Origin of the sequence: Pseudosulfitobacter pseudonitzschiae, assembly GCF_002222635.1 — a bacterium.
GTDB lineage: Bacteria > Pseudomonadota > Alphaproteobacteria > Rhodobacterales > Rhodobacteraceae > Pseudosulfitobacter > Pseudosulfitobacter pseudonitzschiae_A.
On the sequence record NZ_CP022415.1, the window covers coordinates 353782 to 369712 of the forward strand.

Here is a 15931-nt window from a genome sequence, read left to right on the forward strand (position 1 = left end):
ACTGACCTGCCACCCTACCAATGCCCGACAAGGCGCGACGTCGATGTGGCGTAGACGGGCGCGGGCGTGTTGGCGATCAGCCTAGGCGGGCAAAGCGTTGCATTGCAAGAGATTTGGCGCGGCCTGACCGGGAAGGTGCCGGAAAGTGGCGCGAAATGTGTCATCGCTCTGGCAGGGGGCGCAGGCGGGCGTTAGGGTTGGGGCATGCCCCATGATCCCCGATTCATTCACCTGCGCACCCATTCCGAGTATTCCCTGCTGGAGGGCGCGTTGCGGCTGAAAAAGCTGCCTGACTTGTGCAAAAAACACGATATGCCTGCGCTGGCGTTGACTGACACCAACAACATGTTCGCGGCGTTGGAATACTCTGTCACGCTGTCGGGGGCGGGAATCCAGCCGATCATCGGCTGTCAGGTCGATCTGACATGGGCCGAGACCCGCCCCGGTGACCGGCCGCGCCTGCCTGCGGGCCTTGTGCTGCTGGCGCAGAACGAGACGGGTTACGAGAACCTGATGAAGCTGAACTCTTGCCTGTATCTTAAGGGAGACGGGCAGTTACCGCAGGTGACACTGGACGAGCTTGAGGCGCTGTCGGCGGGGCTGATCTGTCTGACCGGTGGGCCCGAGGGGCCGTTGGGCATGTTGCTGCGTGCAGGCCAGCGCCCAGCAGCGCAGGCGATGATGGACCGGCTGGCGGCAGCTTTCCCGCAGCGGCTGTATGTCGAGTTGCAGCGGCATCCCGGCCCCGACGGTCAGCCCGATGCGGAAAAGTTGACCGAGCGGCCCTTTGTCGAGATGGCCTATGCGATGGATTTGCCACTGGTGGCCACCAACGATGTGTACTTTCCGGCCACAGATATGTACGAGGCGCATGACGCGCTGATCTGCATTGCCGAGGGAGCCTATGTCGACCAGCAGCAGGACCGACGCCGTCTGACCAACCAGCATTATTTCAAATCGCAGTCCGAGATGGTGACGCTGTTCGCCGATCTGCCCGAGGCGGTCCAGAACACTGTCGAGATTGCCAAGCGCTGCGCCTTTATGGCCTATCGCCGTGATCCGATCCTGCCCAAGTTTGCCGACGACGAAGTGGTCGAACTGCGCCGTCAGGCCAACGAAGGCCTGAAGGCGCGGTTGGAGGTGATCCCGCATGCCGCGCCGGTCGAAGACTATCAGAAGCGGCTGGATTTCGAACTGGATATTATCGAGGGCATGGGGTTCCCCGGTTACTTTCTGATCGTTGCCGATTTTATCAAATGGGCCAAGGACGAGAATATTCCGGTGGGTCCGGGCCGTGGGTCGGGTGCGGGCAGTCTGGTGGCCTATGCGCTGACCATTACCGACCTTGATCCGCTGCGCTATGCCTTGCTGTTTGAGCGGTTCCTGAACCCCGAACGGGTCAGCATGCCCGACTTTGACATCGACTTTTGCATGGACCGCCGCGAGGAAGTGATCCGCTATGTGCAAAGGAAGTACGGCCGCGACAAGGTGGGGCAGATCATCACCTTTGGTGCGCTGCTGTCCAAGGCGGCAGTGCGCGACATCGGGCGGGTATTGCAGATGCCATATGGTCAGGTCGACCGGTTGTCGAAACTGATCCCGGTCGAGGGGGTAAAACCTGTCAGCATCGCCAAAGCCCTGATCGACGAACCGCGCCTGCGCGACGAGGCGCGCAATGAAGAGGTGGTCAAACGGCTGCTGGATTACGGCCAGCAGGTCGAGGGGCTGTTGCGCAACGCATCGACGCACGCCGCCGGTGTGGTGATCGGCGACCGTCCGCTGGATGCGCTGGTGCCGCTGTACCAGGACCCGCGTTCCGACATGCCCGCGACCCAGTTCAACATGAAGTGGGTGGAACAGGCCGGTCTGGTCAAGTTCGACTTTCTGGGCCTGAAGACCCTGACTGTGATCCAGAATGCTGTGGACCAGATCCGTGGTGCGGGGCGTGACCTGCATGTCGGGGCCGATGGCACGCAGTTATATGAGCCCGCCCCGGGCACGCAGAATGACATCAACGCCATCCCGCTAGATGACGAGGCATCGTACAAGCTTTATGCTGCCGCCAAGACCGTCGCCGTGTTTCAGGTGGAATCCAGCGGTATGATGGACGCGCTCAAACGGATGAAGCCGACGTGCATCGAGGACATCGTGGCCCTTGTGGCGCTGTACCGTCCCGGTCCGATGGAAAACATCCCGACCTATTGCGAGGTCAAGAATGGCCTGCGCAAACGCGAAAACCTGCACCCGACGATCGACCATATTCTCGATGAGACCCAAGGCATCATCGTCTATCAGGAACAGGTGATGCAGATCGCGCAGGACATGGCGGGATACAGTCTTGGCGGTGCCGACCTGCTGCGCCGTGCGATGGGTAAGAAAATTCAGGAAGCGATGGACGCAGAGCGGCCCAAGTTTCTGGAAGGGTCCAAAGCCAACGGTGTGGACAAGGACAAGGCGATGGAGGTCTGGAACCTTCTCGACAAGTTCGCCAACTATGGTTTCAACAAATCCCACGCTGCCGCCTATGCGGTGGTCAGCTATCAGACTGCATGGCTGAAGGCGAACCATCCGGTCGAGTTTATGGCCGGTGTGATGAACTGCGATATCCACTTGACCGACAAACTGGCGATTTATTTCGAAGAGGTCCGCAAGGCGATGGGCCTGCCATGGGTGCCGCCTTGTGTGAACCGCTCGGATGCGATGTTCAAGGTAGTCGATGGCGCGCTGGTCTATGCGCTGGGTGCCTTGAAGAACGTGGGCGTCGAGGCGATGAAACTGGTCACCGAAGGCCGCAAGGTGGATGGAGTGGACAAACCCTTTGCAACGCTGTTCGATCTGGCTCGACGGGTTGATCTGAAACGGGTGGGCAAACGCCCGTTGGAGATGCTGGCCCGTTCTGGGGCTTTTGACCAACTCGATAACAACCGCCGCAGGGTGTATGATGCGCTGGACGCTCTGGTGCAATATTCCGCAGCCATCCACGACCAGAAGAACTCGGATCAGGTGTCGCTGTTCGGCGAGGCTGGCGACGATCTGCCCGAACCGCGGATGATGCCGGGCGATGATTATCTGCCCGCTGAACGTCTGGCCGAAGAGTTCAAGGCCGTGGGCTTTTATCTGTCCGGCCACCCGCTGGACGACTATGCCGGCGCGCTGAAACGCAAGGGCGTGCAGACACTGGATGAGGTGCTTGCCGATGTCGAACGGCGCGGGGCAAAGAATGCCAAACTGGCGGGCGTGGTTGCGGGGTGTCAGATCCGCAAATCGGCCAAGGGCAACCGCTTTGCTTTTGCCCAGTTGTCGGACACCACAGGTGCCTACGAGGTCACCCTGTTCTCGGAAGCGCTGGAGAAATCTCAGGACTTTCTGGTGACCGGGGCCAAGGTGATCATCACCGCCGAAGCAACGATGGAGAGCGATCAGCTTAAGCTGCTGGCGCGTTCCGTGGCACCGATTGATGCCGTGGTGGCCGATGTGGGTGGCATGGGCCTGCGCGTGTACATCAACGACGCGGGGGCTATCGGCTCGATCGCATCGGTGCTGGACGGTGCGACAAAAGGCACGCGCGCGATCGGACGCGGACCGGTCCAGTTGTGCCTGATGGGCGCGGGGCTGAACGGCGAGGTCGATGTCGAACTGGGCGATGACTTCCCCGTAAACCCGCAGATCAAGGGCGCGATAAAAAGTCTGGGCGGCGTGATAGAAGTCGAGGAAATCTAGGCGCCGCATTGCTGGTTTGTTGCGACTTGGTGGACAGGGGCGCGGCCATTGCGCTAACACAACCGCACGCGAAACGCAGGAGGTGCGGCGTGCACAGGGCTTTGACAGGATTGGTGATGGCGCTTGCCTTGGCAGGCTGCGGCGACCCGCTGGACAAGGTCGAACATTTCTCTGACGTCGAACTGGCCGAAAACGAACCTGTGGCAGCCGCCCTGCCTTCGCCCGAAGAATTGGCCCGTGAGGGGGGTATTTTTGCCAGCCTTTTCAACGGGGCCAAACCGGCAGAGCCTGCCAAAGAGGATGAGACCATTGCGGCAGATGCGGGCACCGTCGATGCCGTGACGACAGACGCGCCACAAACCGGAACCACCGAAGGTGATGCGGCCCCTCTGGTCGAACCAGAAAAGCGCCGTGGCCTCTTTGGTCTGCTGCGGGCGGGTACCACCACTGACGCGAACGCGCAGGCTGCTGGCGTGCAAACCGTATCGCTCTCACCCGAAATCACCGAGGCCGCCCCCCAAGCGCGCGTTTCCGAGGAAAAACGCGGCGGTCTGTTTGGCGGCGGGCGTGCTGCACGCGCATCCGGTCCTGATATGCTGGATGTGCCTTTGGGCGCGGTGCTACCCTATGGTGCCATTGCACGGGTCTGTGATGCGGGTCGTGGTCAGATGGGCACCAAGATCGACAAGGCCCCTGCACGCGGCAACGGTTTTACGCTTTATGACAGCAATCCGCAAAGCACCGTTGCGCGCACGTTCTTTATCACCGGCTTTTCCGACGGTTGTGCCCGCCAGTTCACGGCCGCCCTTGCCATGTTCGGCGCGCCGTCGATGCACGAACAGCTGCGCTATGGTCGACCTGCGGAAGAATATCCTTATAGCGACACCGACAAGGCCTATGAAAAGGTCAAGTCGCAAATTTGCCGCGTAGGAAAACGCAAACCCTGCGGCAGTGCCATCGGTCGGCTGGAAAAAGACACCGTCTTTGTCAGTACCTACGAGCACTTTGGCAACAACGCGCGTTGGGCCGACATCTTGTTACATGACGGCCATGTGATGGCGGCGGCGATCAAAATGCCCTGAGCCGCATGTGGCCTGCTTCATCTTGCCAGATAAACTCTCCCCGAAGGGTCGATTTGCCGCTTGATCGCACCTGTCAGTAATGCGGCGGGCGTTCGTCACCGGTCACGGTGCCGCCGGTGGTCTGGGATTCGCGTTCGCCCTCGCGTTGCATCAGCATGTGAACGCGGCGGGTCAGGGTGGCGATCTCGCCCTCTTGGCGGGCAACGACATCCGACAGGTCGTCAACGGCGCGGATCAGGTGGGCGATCTGTTCTTCGAGCTGTTCCATGCGGGATCTCCTTTGATGCCCATTTGCGCCATCATGCCGCCGCTTGCAATGGGGAGCGAGGTGCTTGCCCCCATCTGGCCCATATCGTAAGCCCGTGCGCGAACGCTCATCCCATTGGAGCCTGTCATGGCAAAGCCCAAAAAGACCCCACGCCCCAAGGCGGAGACGCCCAAAGGTTTTCGCGACTATTTCGGAGCCGAGGTGACCACCCGCACCGAGATGCTGCAAGCGATTGCCGGGGTTTATCATCGCTACGGCTTTGATGCGCTGGAAACCAGTGCGGTCGAGACGGTCGAGGCATTGGGCAAGTTTCTGCCCGATGTGGACCGCCCCAACGCGGGTGTTTTTGGCTGGCAAGAGGACGGCGAAGGCGAGCGGTCGGGCGACTGGCTGGCGCTGCGCTATGACATGACGGCACCGCTGGCGCGGGTTTATGCCCAGCATCGCAACGATTTGCCGAATCCCTACCGGCGCTATGCGATGGGGCCTGTGTGGCGCAACGAAAAACCGGGTCCGGGCCGGTTCCGGCAGTTTTATCAGTGCGACGCCGACACCGTCGGCAGCGCCAGCATGGGCGCGGACGCCGAGATTTGTGCGATGCTGGCCGACACGCTGGAGCAGGTCGGCATCCCGCGCGGCGACTACATCATTAGGGTCAACAACCGCAAAGTGCTGAACGGGGTGATGGAGGTTGCCGGTGTGCTGGACCCTGCCAACCCCGACGCGATGGAGGCCGAGCGCGGCATCGTCCTGAGGGCCATCGACAAACTGGACCGACTGGGCGTCGACGGCGTGCGCGCTTTGTTGGGGGAAGGGCGCAAGGATGACAGTGGTGATTTCACCGAGGGCGCGGGCCTAAGCGATGCGCAAAGCGATGTGGTCATGGGCTTTATGCAGGCCAAGCGCGACAGCGGGTCGGCCACCGTGGCACGTCTGCGCGAGTTGGTCGCCGGATCGGCAACCGGCGAGACGGGGGTGGACGAACTGGAACAGATTGTCGAACTGCTGGCGGCGGGCGGTTATGGCCCCGACCGGATCGAGATCGACCCATCGGTGGTGCGCGGGTTGGGCTATTACACCGGTCCCGTCTACGAGGCCGAGCTGACCTTTGAGATCTTTGACGAGAAAGGCCGCAAGCGGCAGTTCGGATCGGTTGCTGGCGGTGGGCGTTACGACGACTTGGTCAAGCGGTTTACAGGTCAGGAAGTGCCTGCAACGGGTGTTTCGATCGGGGTTGACCGGTTGCTGGCGGCGCTGACCGCCAAGGGGCGTATGGACAGCGCAGTGCAGGGGCCCGTTGTCGTTACAGTGATGGACCGCGACAGGATGGCGGATTATCAGGCGATGGTCGCCGAATTGCGTCAGGCCGGTATCCGTGCCGAGGTTTATCTTGGCAATCCCAAGAATTTTGGTAACCAATTGAAATACGCCGATAAACGCGGCAGCCCCGTGGCCATCATCGAAGGTGGCGACGAGAAAGGTCGCGGCGTGGTGCAGATCAAGGATTTGATCCTTGGCGCAAAGATTGCCGAAACCGCCACCCACGAAGAGTGGAAAGACCGGCCCAGCCAGTTCGAAGTGCCGCGTGACCAGATGCTGGCGAAAGTCCGCGAAATTCTTGAAGGACAAGATACATGATCACCCGCGAAGGTCGCGCCAAGGCTGCCGCTCTGCGTGATCGCTTTGAAGCCGCAGGCGCGCAAGTGGTCGAGCCGCCGATGCTGCAAAGCGCCGAGCTGCTGCTGGACCTCTACGGCGAAGACATCCGTGCGCGCGCCTATGTGACCAGCGACGCATTGCGCGGCGAACAAATGCTGCGTCCGGATTTTACCGTGCCAGTGGTGCAGATGCACATGGCCCACGGGGCTGATCCGGCACGATACACCTATGCGGGCGAAGTGTTCCGCCGGCAAGAGGACGACCCTGACCGCGCCAACGAGTTTCTGCAAGTGGGTTTCGAGGTGTTCGATCGCTCCGACCCTGCGGTGGCAGACGCCGAGGTGTTTGCGCTGATGGCACAGGCTGTCGCGGGGCTGGACCTGCGGGCGGCCACGGGCGACATCGGAATTCTGGCGGCGGCGGTCAACGGGCTGCGCACCACCGAGGCCAGACGCGCCGCACTTTTGCGCCACATCTGGCGTCCGCGCCGCTTTCGCGCGCTGCTTGACCGGTTTGCGGGGCGCATACCAGTGCCCGTTAGCCGCAAGGCGTTGCTGGCCAACGCCCAGCCCCGTTTGGGATCTGCACCATTGATAGGTATGCGCTCTGCTGCCGAGATCGAAACACGGATCAGCGCGCTGCATGCTGACGCGGCGGCCAAACCGATCAGCAGTGGTGAAATGGACCTGCTTGATGTGCTGATGAACGTGCGTGAAACGGTGCCTTTTGCCCTGTCGCAGCTGCGTGATCTGACAGTGGACATGCCGTCGATCTCGGGTGCGGTCGAGGGACTGGCGGCGCGTTCGGATGCGTTGGTGGCGCGGGGCGTGGACGTGGACACATTGGACTTCGAGGCAAGCTATGGCCGCACGTCGATGGAATATTACGACGGCTTTGTTTTCGGATTTTACGCCGCAGGGCGTGCTGATCTGCCAGCGGTGGTCAGCGGCGGGCGCTACGATGCATTGACGCGCAGACTGGGCGGCGGCGCGGAAATACCGGCTGTGGGCGCCGTGCTGCGCCCCGGCCTGATGGCTGAACTGGAGAAAGGCGCATGATCAAACTGGGTGTGCCGTCCAAGGGGCGGCTGATGGAAAAGACGTTTGACTGGTTCGCGGCCCGTAACATCCGGCTAAGCCGCACGGGGTCGGACCGCGAATACGCAGGTGCGGTGACCGGCATTGACGGCGTGTCGCTGGTGCTGCTGAGCGCGGGTGAAATCCCGCGCGAACTTGCGGCGGGGCGTATACATCTGGGCGTGACCGGCACCGATCTGGTGCAGGACAAACTGCCGCTATGGGAACAACAGGTCGAGCCGCTGGAAGAGATGGGCTTTGGCGAGGCGGATCTGATCGTGGCGGTGCCGCAGGCGTGGGTCGATGTGGATACGCTGGACGATCTGGATGCGGCAGCGGCGGCGTTTCGGGCCGCACACGGGTTCCGGATGCGGATTGCTACAAAATATCACCGGCTGGTCCGCGAATTCCTGCGTGATGCGGGGGTGGCCGATTATGCCATCGTGGACAGTCAGGGTGCCACCGAAGGCACCGTGGCCAACGAGACCGCCGAGGCGATTGCCGATATTACGTCCAGCGGTGAGACACTGCGGGCGAACCACCTGAAGATTCTGTCTGACGGTTTAATCTTGCGGTCGCAAGCGACGCTGTGGCGGTCGCGGGTGGCCGATGTGGCGGACGAGGATCGCAAGGCGATGGCGGACCTGATTGCGCGTTTGGGCTGAGGACCGGATTTCTGGCCGGGGGCAGGAGCCTCCGGCGGGGATATTTTAGCCAGAAGAAGTACGGATTAAAGCACACCGATCTCTGCCAGCGCGCGGTTTAGCTCAACGGGCAATGGGTCTTCGGACTCGCGGCCTTTGGGCAGGTCGGGGGGCGCGTCTGCGGGGATAAGGTAGCGCCATCCTTGAAACGGGCGGCGCAGGCTGGTTTGGGTGCGGATCAGTTCGGGGTCGAGGACAATGGCACATCGGCGGATGCCGTCGCCACCAATGACTTCGTCCAGACGCAGAATGCGCTGGCGGGCTTGAATGACGCCTTTGATCACCCAGTAGATCGATCCGCCGTTCAGGATTTCGTCAACGCGTTTGGGGAACATGCGGGTGATGTGGCGCGGCTGCCCCTTGGCAGTTTGTGCCTGCTTGCTGGACTGCCAAGTGGCCAGATCATCGACGTTTTCGGTACCGACGCTGAGCTTGATCAGATTTACACATGATTTGTTCACAGCTTTACCCACAGAATCATTTTCCCCACACTCTATGATGTAGCGTTTGGCACTGTGTCTTCAATGGGTTGTGGTTCGGCGCACTTCAATGGTTGTGATTTGAGGAGCGCTCGGGCATCTTGGGCATCTTTCCACAAGCCAGAGAATCGACGCCATGACACGCTTTTCCGCCCCGATCGCCGAACAAATTTGGGATATGAAGTACCGGTTCAAGGCGGCCGATGGCACGCCCAAGGACGTGACCGTAGAAGACACATGGCGCCGCATTGCGCGTGATCTGGCGCAGGTCGAGGATAACCCTGCCAAGTGGGAAGAGAATTTTTACGGCGCGCTGGAGGATTTCCAGTATCTGCCCGCTGGCCGTATCACCGCAGGGGCGGGCACCGCGCGCAAGGTGACGCTGTTCAACTGCTTTGTGATGGGGACAGTTCCCGACAGCATGGGCGGCATTTTCGATATGCTGAAAGAGGCTGCGCTGACCATGCAGCAGGGCGGCGGTATCGGCTATGATTTCAGCACCATCCGCCCCAAGGGCGCGGATGTGCATGGTGTGGCTGCGGACGCCTCTGGCCCGCTGTCGTTCATGGATGTGTGGGACGCGATGTGCCGCACCATCATGTCGGCGGGCAGCCGTCGCGGTGCGATGATGGCCACCATGCGCTGTGATCATCCTGATATCGGCGATTTCATCACCGCCAAATCCGATGCCGCCCGTTTGCGCATGTTCAACGTCAGCGTGTTGATCACCGATGCGTTCATGGAGGCCGTTAAGGCCGACGCATCGTGGGATCTGGTGTTTGACGGCAAGGTTTACCAGACTGTTCAGGCGTTGGATTTGTGGAACCGGATCATGCAGGCCACCTATGACTATGCCGAGCCGGGCGTGATTTTCATTGACCGGATCAACGCCGCCAACAACCTGAGCTATTGCGAAACCATCGCTGCGACCAACCCCTGCGGCGAGCAGCCCTTGCCGCCCTATGGTGCCTGCCTGTTGGGGTCGATCAACATGGCGCGGCTGGTCGCTGATCCCTTTGGCGCTGGTGCCGGTCTGGACGAGGAAAAAATGACCCGTCTGGTCGCGACTGCCATCCGCATGATGGACAACGTGGTGGATACGTCGAAATTTCCGCTGCCCGAGCAAGAACGCGAAGCGCAGCAAAAGCGCCGCATCGGCCTTGGGGTCACGGGTCTGGCCGATGCGCTGCTGATGGTCGGCCTGCGCTATGGTTCGGACGAGGCTGCGGCCCAGACCGAAGCATGGCTGAAAGCGATCGCGCGGGCGTCCTATCTGGCGTCGGTCGATCTGGCCAAGGAAAAGGGCGCCTTCCCGCTGTTCGATGCCGAAGCCTATCTGGCCTCGGGCAATATGAAGAACATGGATGAAGACGTGCGCGATGCGATCCGCACCCACGGGATCCGCAACGCGCTACTGACGTCGATTGCGCCGACGGGCACCATCTCTCTTTATGCGGGGAACGTCAGTTCGGGGATTGAGCCGGTATTTGCCTATGCTTACACCCGCAAGGTTTTGCAAAAGGACGGATCACGCACTGAAGAAGAGGTCGTGGATTACGCCGTGCAAATGTGGCGCGACCTGAGGGGCGATGCTGCGCTGCCTGATTACTTTGTCAACGCACAGACGCTGGCCCCTGCGGACCACGTCAAGATGCAGGCCGCAGCCCAGAAATGGATCGACAGCTCGATTTCCAAAACGATCAACTGCCCCGCTGACATCAGCTTTGACGCGTTCAAGGATGTCTACATGCAGGCGTGGGACACAGGTTGCAAAGGCTGCACGACCTATCGACCCAACGATGTAACCGGATCGGTTCTGAGCGTATCGGAAGACAAGAAAGCCGCGCCCGAAGTTATCGCAAACTCGGACGCCGAGCCGATGCAACCACACGGCGATGTCATCTATATGGCAGACCCGCTAGACCGCCCCGAAACGCTGGAAGGCAACACCTACAAGGTCAAATGGCCCGATAGCGAGCACGCGATCTATATCACGATCAACGACGTGGTGATCGGCGGACGTCGTCGTCCGTTCGAGGTGTTCATCAACTCGAAAAACATGGAGCATTTCGCATGGACCGTAGCGCTGACGCGGATGATTTCGGCGGTGTTCCGGCGCGGCGGTGACGTGTCCTTTGTGGTCGAAGAATTGAAGGCGGTCTTTGATCCGCGCGGCGGTGCGTGGATGCGCGGGAAATATATCCCCTCTATTCTTGCGGCGATCGGCGGCGTGATTGAACAACACATGATCGTCACCGGATTTATAGCGGGCGAGGGTATGGGCCTGAAGACGGATCCGACAGCACAGGTTGTAGACCTTGAAAACGCCGCTCCGCGCGGCAAAGCCTGTTCGTCATGTGGCAGCTATGAACTGCGCATGGTGGAGGGCTGCATGACATGCGCGTCATGTGGTTTTAGTAAGTGCGGGTGATGACCGGTTCGCGGACCTTCCTGCCATTATGTGAACCCGCTCGATACCTGTTGTGGCGGCGATGTAGCCGTAACGAAGAGCCGAAAGCAGACCGATACGAGCGCAGCATTGGCCATTTCAAAATCGGCCGAGGCAGGAATTTGCGCGAACCCCGATTAAGTCAAAGCCACGGGAGTACCCTCGGGCCTGATAGCATCGTACTGCATGACCGACACATTCAGATCAGACGATAGCCGTTGCAAACCAACAATCAGGTCCTCGCCCGCCTGCAGCAAAGCCTCGATCGGCATTGGGTCCAGGCGTTCCAGTACGAACCATATGTCGCGCGAACCTTCGGTGATCTGCGTGCGCGGGCCTTGCCGCCAGTTCCAGCGGCGACAGGTGACACCGGTGTTGTCGCGCCAGATGACCTCGCCCGGATCGGGTGATTCAACAACGGGCTGTCCGTCCACTGTGGTGTGGAACGGCTCTGACCCGGTCGCCCTGCACAGGTGTGGCGTACCATCATAGGACGTCGCGTCTTCACCGCCGACCGGGATGGCAAATCGAAGGCTGATCGCATTGTAAAGATCGACCACGGCGTTCAGCGGGCGCATCTGCCCGTCCTTGAGCGCCCGCTTGCGCAGTGCCTCGGCCGACGAGGGTGTGCGCTTCGGTTTGGCTCCAAACGCGCGATAGGCTTCGCGCCAGGCATCAAGATGTGCTTCGGCCCAAGGGTTGCCTTCGAGGGCCGCGATGGCCTGCGCAAGCTGGGCTTTACTGTCCGACGTGCTGGCGGTGTTGCGGCCGTTCTCAACGGACAGGCTGAGGGCAGTGAAGTCAGGGCGCAGGGTGAAGATTTCAGGGTCAATGATGGGATGAAAGTGCATTGGAGCCTCGCGGTTTCTGGGTTCACCACTCTCTGGCAGGACGCTCCGTGTATGTCAATAAAATGACCGATCAGGCAGATATGCCGTGTATTGACAGAGGTAGACCAGAATATTATGCGATCATAATGACCGAATCCACAACCTCACCCCGGAATGATACCGCAACCGCGCAAGAAGCGGCCATCGCTGCCTTGGTGGCGGAGCGCATTGGGTCTTTGCGGAGGGAAAAGAAGCTGTCTTTCGATGCGCTTTCCCAACTGGCGGGGGTCAGCAAGGGCACGCTTGTGCAGATTGAGCAGCAGCGGGCAAATCCAAGCATCTCTACCTTATGTCGGCTTGCTGCCGCGCTGGAGGTTTCGGTGGCCGATCTTGTCGCTCCGCCCGGCGTCGGGGCGCAGGCTGTGACACTGGTGAGCGGGGCGCAGGCGCGGCGGCTGTGGACAGGCCCCGAGGGGGGTGCCGCGGTGCTTCTGGCCGGGACGACAGGCCCGGACATGCTGGAGATCTGGGACTGGATTCTCATGCCCAACGAGCGTTTCGAGGCGGCGGTGCATGGCCGCGGCACCCGTGAGCTTTTGCACGTGACCGAGGGCAGTCTTGTGCTGGAAGTCGATGGCACCACCCATCTGATCGCTGCCGGAATGTCGGCCATCGCGCTGACCGACCGCCCCCATGCCTATGCCAACCCCGCCAATGAACCGGTCCGGTTCTCCATGACCGTTCACGAACCGCCCAAGGAATAGACCCGATGTATCAGCCCGCCCACCACCGCGAAGACCGGCTTGAGGTTCAGCACGACCTGATCGAGATGCATCCCTTTGGCCTGTTGATCTCGACCGGCACCGACGGGTTGCTGGCCAATGGTCTGCCGTTTCTGTTGCAACGGCGTGAGGGGGAATTCGGCCGGTTGCAGGTGCATCTCGCGCGGGCGAACCCGCAATGGCGGGGGCTGCATGGCCAGGATGTGCTGGTCGTGTTTCAGGGGCCGCTGACGTACGTCACGCCAGCCTTCTATGAGACCAAGCGCGAGACGGGCAAGGTCGTGCCGACATGGAATTACGTCATGGTGCAGGCGCGGGGGACCGCGCAAGTACGGGATGATCAGGCCTGGCTCGATACCCAGATCGCCGCGCTGACCGATCGGCATGAGGCGGCCCGCGCCGAACCGTGGGAGGTTTCGGATGCACCCCGCCCTTATATCGAGTCTCAACTGCGCGGGATCGTCGGGATCGAGATCGACATCCGCCAGATCGAGGGCAAGTGGAAGGTCAGCCAGAACCGACCAGAGGCTGACCGCGCGGGCGTGGCGCAAGGCTTGGCCGAGGCGCATCCCGACATGGCCGCAGTGGTGCGGCGCTATGGCAATCTGGAGGATTGAGGATGCCGATCGAGACCCTGGCAATCCATGCGGGCGAGGCGGTCGCTTCATTGCCCGACCTGTCGATATTGGCTTCCGGAAGCTTGTTTCGATTTTGTTCTCGTTAACTTGAGTGAGCACAAACGACACCACAATGACGATGAATGGAGAAAACGATGCCGGATATTATTGCCGCAATTAGCGCTGCGGCGTATCCGGCCTCTGCGGAGCGCCCTGGCCGCGGGGCTCTACTTCGTTGGTTTATATCGTCCGCAGCACTGGCTGTCCCACAAGCAGCAAGTCCTGTGGCGTTCTCCCTTGTAGCATTGAGTGCGATTGGCGATGCCAGAGGTGGTGCCGCGATGATCCTTGCGATGACCCTGGCCCAAGTAGTTGGCGCGGTTCCGATCACCCGTCTTGGAAAGAAGTGTTCCGCAGCAACCTTTCTGAAATTGCTGGTTATCTTCCGAACATTGGCCCTCATCGCAATCGCCCTCTGTGCGTATTTTGAGGTTTCATTTGCCTGGCTCATCGCTTCCGCCGCCATTGCCGGGCTGGTCAACGGAGCGGCCTACGGATACCTGCGCTCCTTGCTCAACCATCTGACGACAGAATCGAAACTGCCCCGCGCGCAGGGCATTGCCGCCACCCTGAATGAGGTGACTTTCGTTCTTGGACCGGTAGTTGCTTCGGGGCTCGGCACAATCTCTCCGGTTTTTGCGATAGTGGTACTGGCGATCGTCGGGGGGACACCAGCTTTCCTGATCCCTCAGGTAGACGCAAAATCGGCGGATGATACCTTGCAGGTCAGCGGATCGATTTTGACCCCTGCCATTTTGCTGTGGCTCACCTGTGCAGGGACGGCGGGCGCAACCGTAGCCGCTATTGAAATCGGAGCCGTCGCACTCGCCTTGAAGTTCGATTACGAACCCGCGCTCGCAATTCTTTTCACGGTGCCCCTGTGTTTGGCTTCCGTTGCCGGTGGCATCTGGATCAGCATCAGGAACCGTTTATCGAGCCGAAAAGCCGTGTTCGCCCAGTTGTCCATCATGACATTCGGGATGGGCTTGGTGGCCTTGGGCGTTTCCCTGGCTGTCACCATAATCGGCGCCATCATCATAGGTCTGGTGCTGGCCCCACTGGGAACCTACTATGCGCTTATCCTGGACAGGCTTGCTCCACCAGAGAAGCGACCAGAGGTGTTTGCTCTCCTTCGTACCTCTTATTCGGTTGGAGTTATTTTCACGAGCGCCGTGTTGACAGCAATATCTTTGGAAGTCGCGTTGATCGTGATCGCCGGATCAATGTTAGCCGTTACTCTTTATGTAGGCTTCGTCGATCCGGCGCGCCACGAAGGTTATTCTTGACCAGCTTGTCAGCTGATGTTTCGGGCTTCTTGTTCATCTTCGCTCCTCAAAGGCTACGATGAACCAGAAACCCTCCGGCGCTCAAACCCGGCAAATCTGTCCCACAGGTGCTGACGTCAGACATAAATTACATTAGTTTGGAACTGGCAAAAGTTTGCCTATTCCGTTTGTGGATAAGGAACACGAAACACTCACTTGCGTTGGTTTTTCATTGCAACCTTGGTGGCCAAAGTCTTTTTGAGAAAGCAACCCCGTATTCTTTCTCGTAAAATTCTCACCAAAGAACGGAAAGGAAACAAGATGCTTAGAACTACAGTTATTGCCGCTATTGCGGCTCCGCTATTGGTCCAAGGGGCGTTCGCGCAGAGTTCCGGAGACGTGATCGTTAAGGAGCAACAGCGCGTGGAAGTCCGAGGGGACTGGGTTCTCGGTGCGCGCGTTCTTACGCCGGACGGTGCGAGAATAGGCTACATCGAAGATATGATTATTGATAAGGAAGATGGATCGGTGAATGCTGCCATCATTTCTGTTGGCGGGTTCCTTGGAATCGGTTCAAAGGAAATTGCAGTTGATTGGTCCGAGCTTGAATTGAATTACGATGCCAACGATGTGAGACTTGGCATCACAATTGAACAAGCCGAAGCTGCACCTGAATATAGCTACCGTGATCAGGAACGACTTCCCCCTGCTGATCCTAATATGACTACCGGGACTGGAGCAGATTCTGGAATGGGTACGACTGGTACCGGCACGATTGACTCTGGCACGACCGCCGGTAACTGATTGTTGCTGATACCGTAGGAGGTAAATCTCGATCCAGCCTGATAGCAGTTATCTGGCAACCTGCACACATTGTTTGGCCGCCGCTCGTAGGGTTAGACCGCCATTTCGAGGGTGGCTGGTCAAACCAGCAAAAGCC

13 protein-coding genes are annotated in these 15931 nt (G+C 60.0%); 10 read left to right on the top strand and 3 right to left on the bottom strand.

What is annotated here, in order from left to right; translation table 11 throughout:
* The first annotated feature begins 204 nt into the window (after window positions 1–204).
* Together dnaE and SULPSESMR1_RS01605 are read left to right on the top strand one after the other, a co-directional pair.
* Window positions 205–3720, top strand: a complete 3516-nt coding sequence (dnaE, locus tag SULPSESMR1_RS01600; RefSeq protein ID WP_089419254.1) for a DNA polymerase III subunit alpha — start codon at window positions 205–207, stop codon at window positions 3718–3720.
* 89 nt (window positions 3721–3809) lie between these two features.
* Entirely contained in the window at window positions 3810–4802 is a 993-nt protein-coding gene (locus tag SULPSESMR1_RS01605) for a hypothetical protein (RefSeq protein ID WP_198362833.1), read from the top strand.
* 73 nt (window positions 4803–4875) lie between these two features.
* Here the strand turns inward: SULPSESMR1_RS01605 and SULPSESMR1_RS01610 are convergent, their stop codons facing one another.
* Window positions 4876–5070, bottom strand: coding sequence for a SlyX family protein (locus SULPSESMR1_RS01610; RefSeq protein ID WP_089419256.1), 195 nt, complete (start codon window positions 5068–5070; stop codon window positions 4876–4878).
* A 126-nt stretch (window positions 5071–5196) separates the two neighbouring features.
* Between SULPSESMR1_RS01610 and hisS the strand changes: the two genes are divergently transcribed.
* From hisS to hisG, 3 genes are read left to right on the top strand one after another with little or no spacing between them, the layout of a single operon-like run.
* A complete protein-coding gene (gene hisS / locus SULPSESMR1_RS01615) occupies window positions 5197–6708 on the top strand; it encodes a histidine--tRNA ligase (RefSeq protein WP_089419257.1) in 1512 nt (503 codons plus the stop codon).
* The gene (locus SULPSESMR1_RS01620; RefSeq protein WP_089419258.1) at window positions 6705–7787 is read left to right on the top strand and encodes an ATP phosphoribosyltransferase regulatory subunit; all 1083 of its coding nucleotides are present in this window, start codon (window positions 6705–6707) and stop codon (window positions 7785–7787) included. The genes hisS and SULPSESMR1_RS01620 overlap by 4 nt, the downstream gene beginning before the upstream one ends.
* On the top strand, window positions 7784–8470 hold the full coding sequence (gene hisG, locus SULPSESMR1_RS01625; protein WP_089419259.1) for an ATP phosphoribosyltransferase: 687 nt from the start codon (window positions 7784–7786) through the stop codon (window positions 8468–8470). Before SULPSESMR1_RS01620 ends, hisG begins: the two co-directional genes overlap by 4 nt.
* Before the next feature lie 65 nt (window positions 8471–8535).
* Here the strand turns inward: hisG and SULPSESMR1_RS01630 are convergent, their stop codons facing one another.
* Window positions 8536–8970, bottom strand: a complete 435-nt coding sequence (locus SULPSESMR1_RS01630; RefSeq protein WP_240311505.1) for a DUF1489 family protein — start codon at window positions 8968–8970, stop codon at window positions 8536–8538.
* Between the two features lie 154 nt (window positions 8971–9124).
* On the opposite strand from SULPSESMR1_RS01630, the gene SULPSESMR1_RS01635 reads away from it, so the two are divergent.
* Window positions 9125–11419 carry an adenosylcobalamin-dependent ribonucleoside-diphosphate reductase gene (locus SULPSESMR1_RS01635; protein ID WP_089419260.1) on the top strand — a complete coding sequence of 765 codons (2295 nt, stop codon included), beginning with the start codon at window positions 9125–9127 and terminating at the stop codon, window positions 11417–11419.
* A 155-nt stretch (window positions 11420–11574) separates the two neighbouring features.
* Here the strand turns inward: SULPSESMR1_RS01635 and SULPSESMR1_RS01640 are convergent, their stop codons facing one another.
* A complete protein-coding gene (locus tag SULPSESMR1_RS01640; protein ID WP_089419261.1) occupies window positions 11575–12288 on the bottom strand; it encodes a B3/B4 domain-containing protein in 714 nt (237 codons plus the stop codon).
* A 125-nt stretch (window positions 12289–12413) separates the two neighbouring features.
* Between SULPSESMR1_RS01640 and SULPSESMR1_RS01645 the strand changes: the two genes are divergently transcribed.
* The 4 genes from SULPSESMR1_RS01645 (at window position 12414) to SULPSESMR1_RS01660 (ending at window position 15795) form a co-directional block, all read left to right on the top strand.
* Entirely contained in the window at window positions 12414–13031 is a 618-nt protein-coding gene (locus SULPSESMR1_RS01645; protein WP_089419262.1) for a helix-turn-helix domain-containing protein, read from the top strand.
* A 5-nt stretch (window positions 13032–13036) separates the two neighbouring features.
* The gene (locus SULPSESMR1_RS01650; RefSeq protein WP_089419263.1) at window positions 13037–13666 is read left to right on the top strand and encodes an FMN-binding negative transcriptional regulator; all 630 of its coding nucleotides are present in this window, start codon (window positions 13037–13039) and stop codon (window positions 13664–13666) included.
* Between the two features lie 143 nt (window positions 13667–13809).
* Window positions 13810–15012 (top strand): MFS transporter, encoded by a 1203-nt coding sequence (locus SULPSESMR1_RS01655; RefSeq protein ID WP_089419264.1) that lies wholly within the window; start codon window positions 13810–13812, stop codon window positions 15010–15012.
* A gap of 195 nt (window positions 15013–15207) precedes the next feature.
* Window positions 15208–15795 (top strand): PRC-barrel domain-containing protein, encoded by a 588-nt coding sequence (locus SULPSESMR1_RS01660; RefSeq protein ID WP_198362834.1) that lies wholly within the window; start codon window positions 15208–15210, stop codon window positions 15793–15795.
* The last annotated feature ends 136 nt before the right edge of the window (window positions 15796–15931 follow it).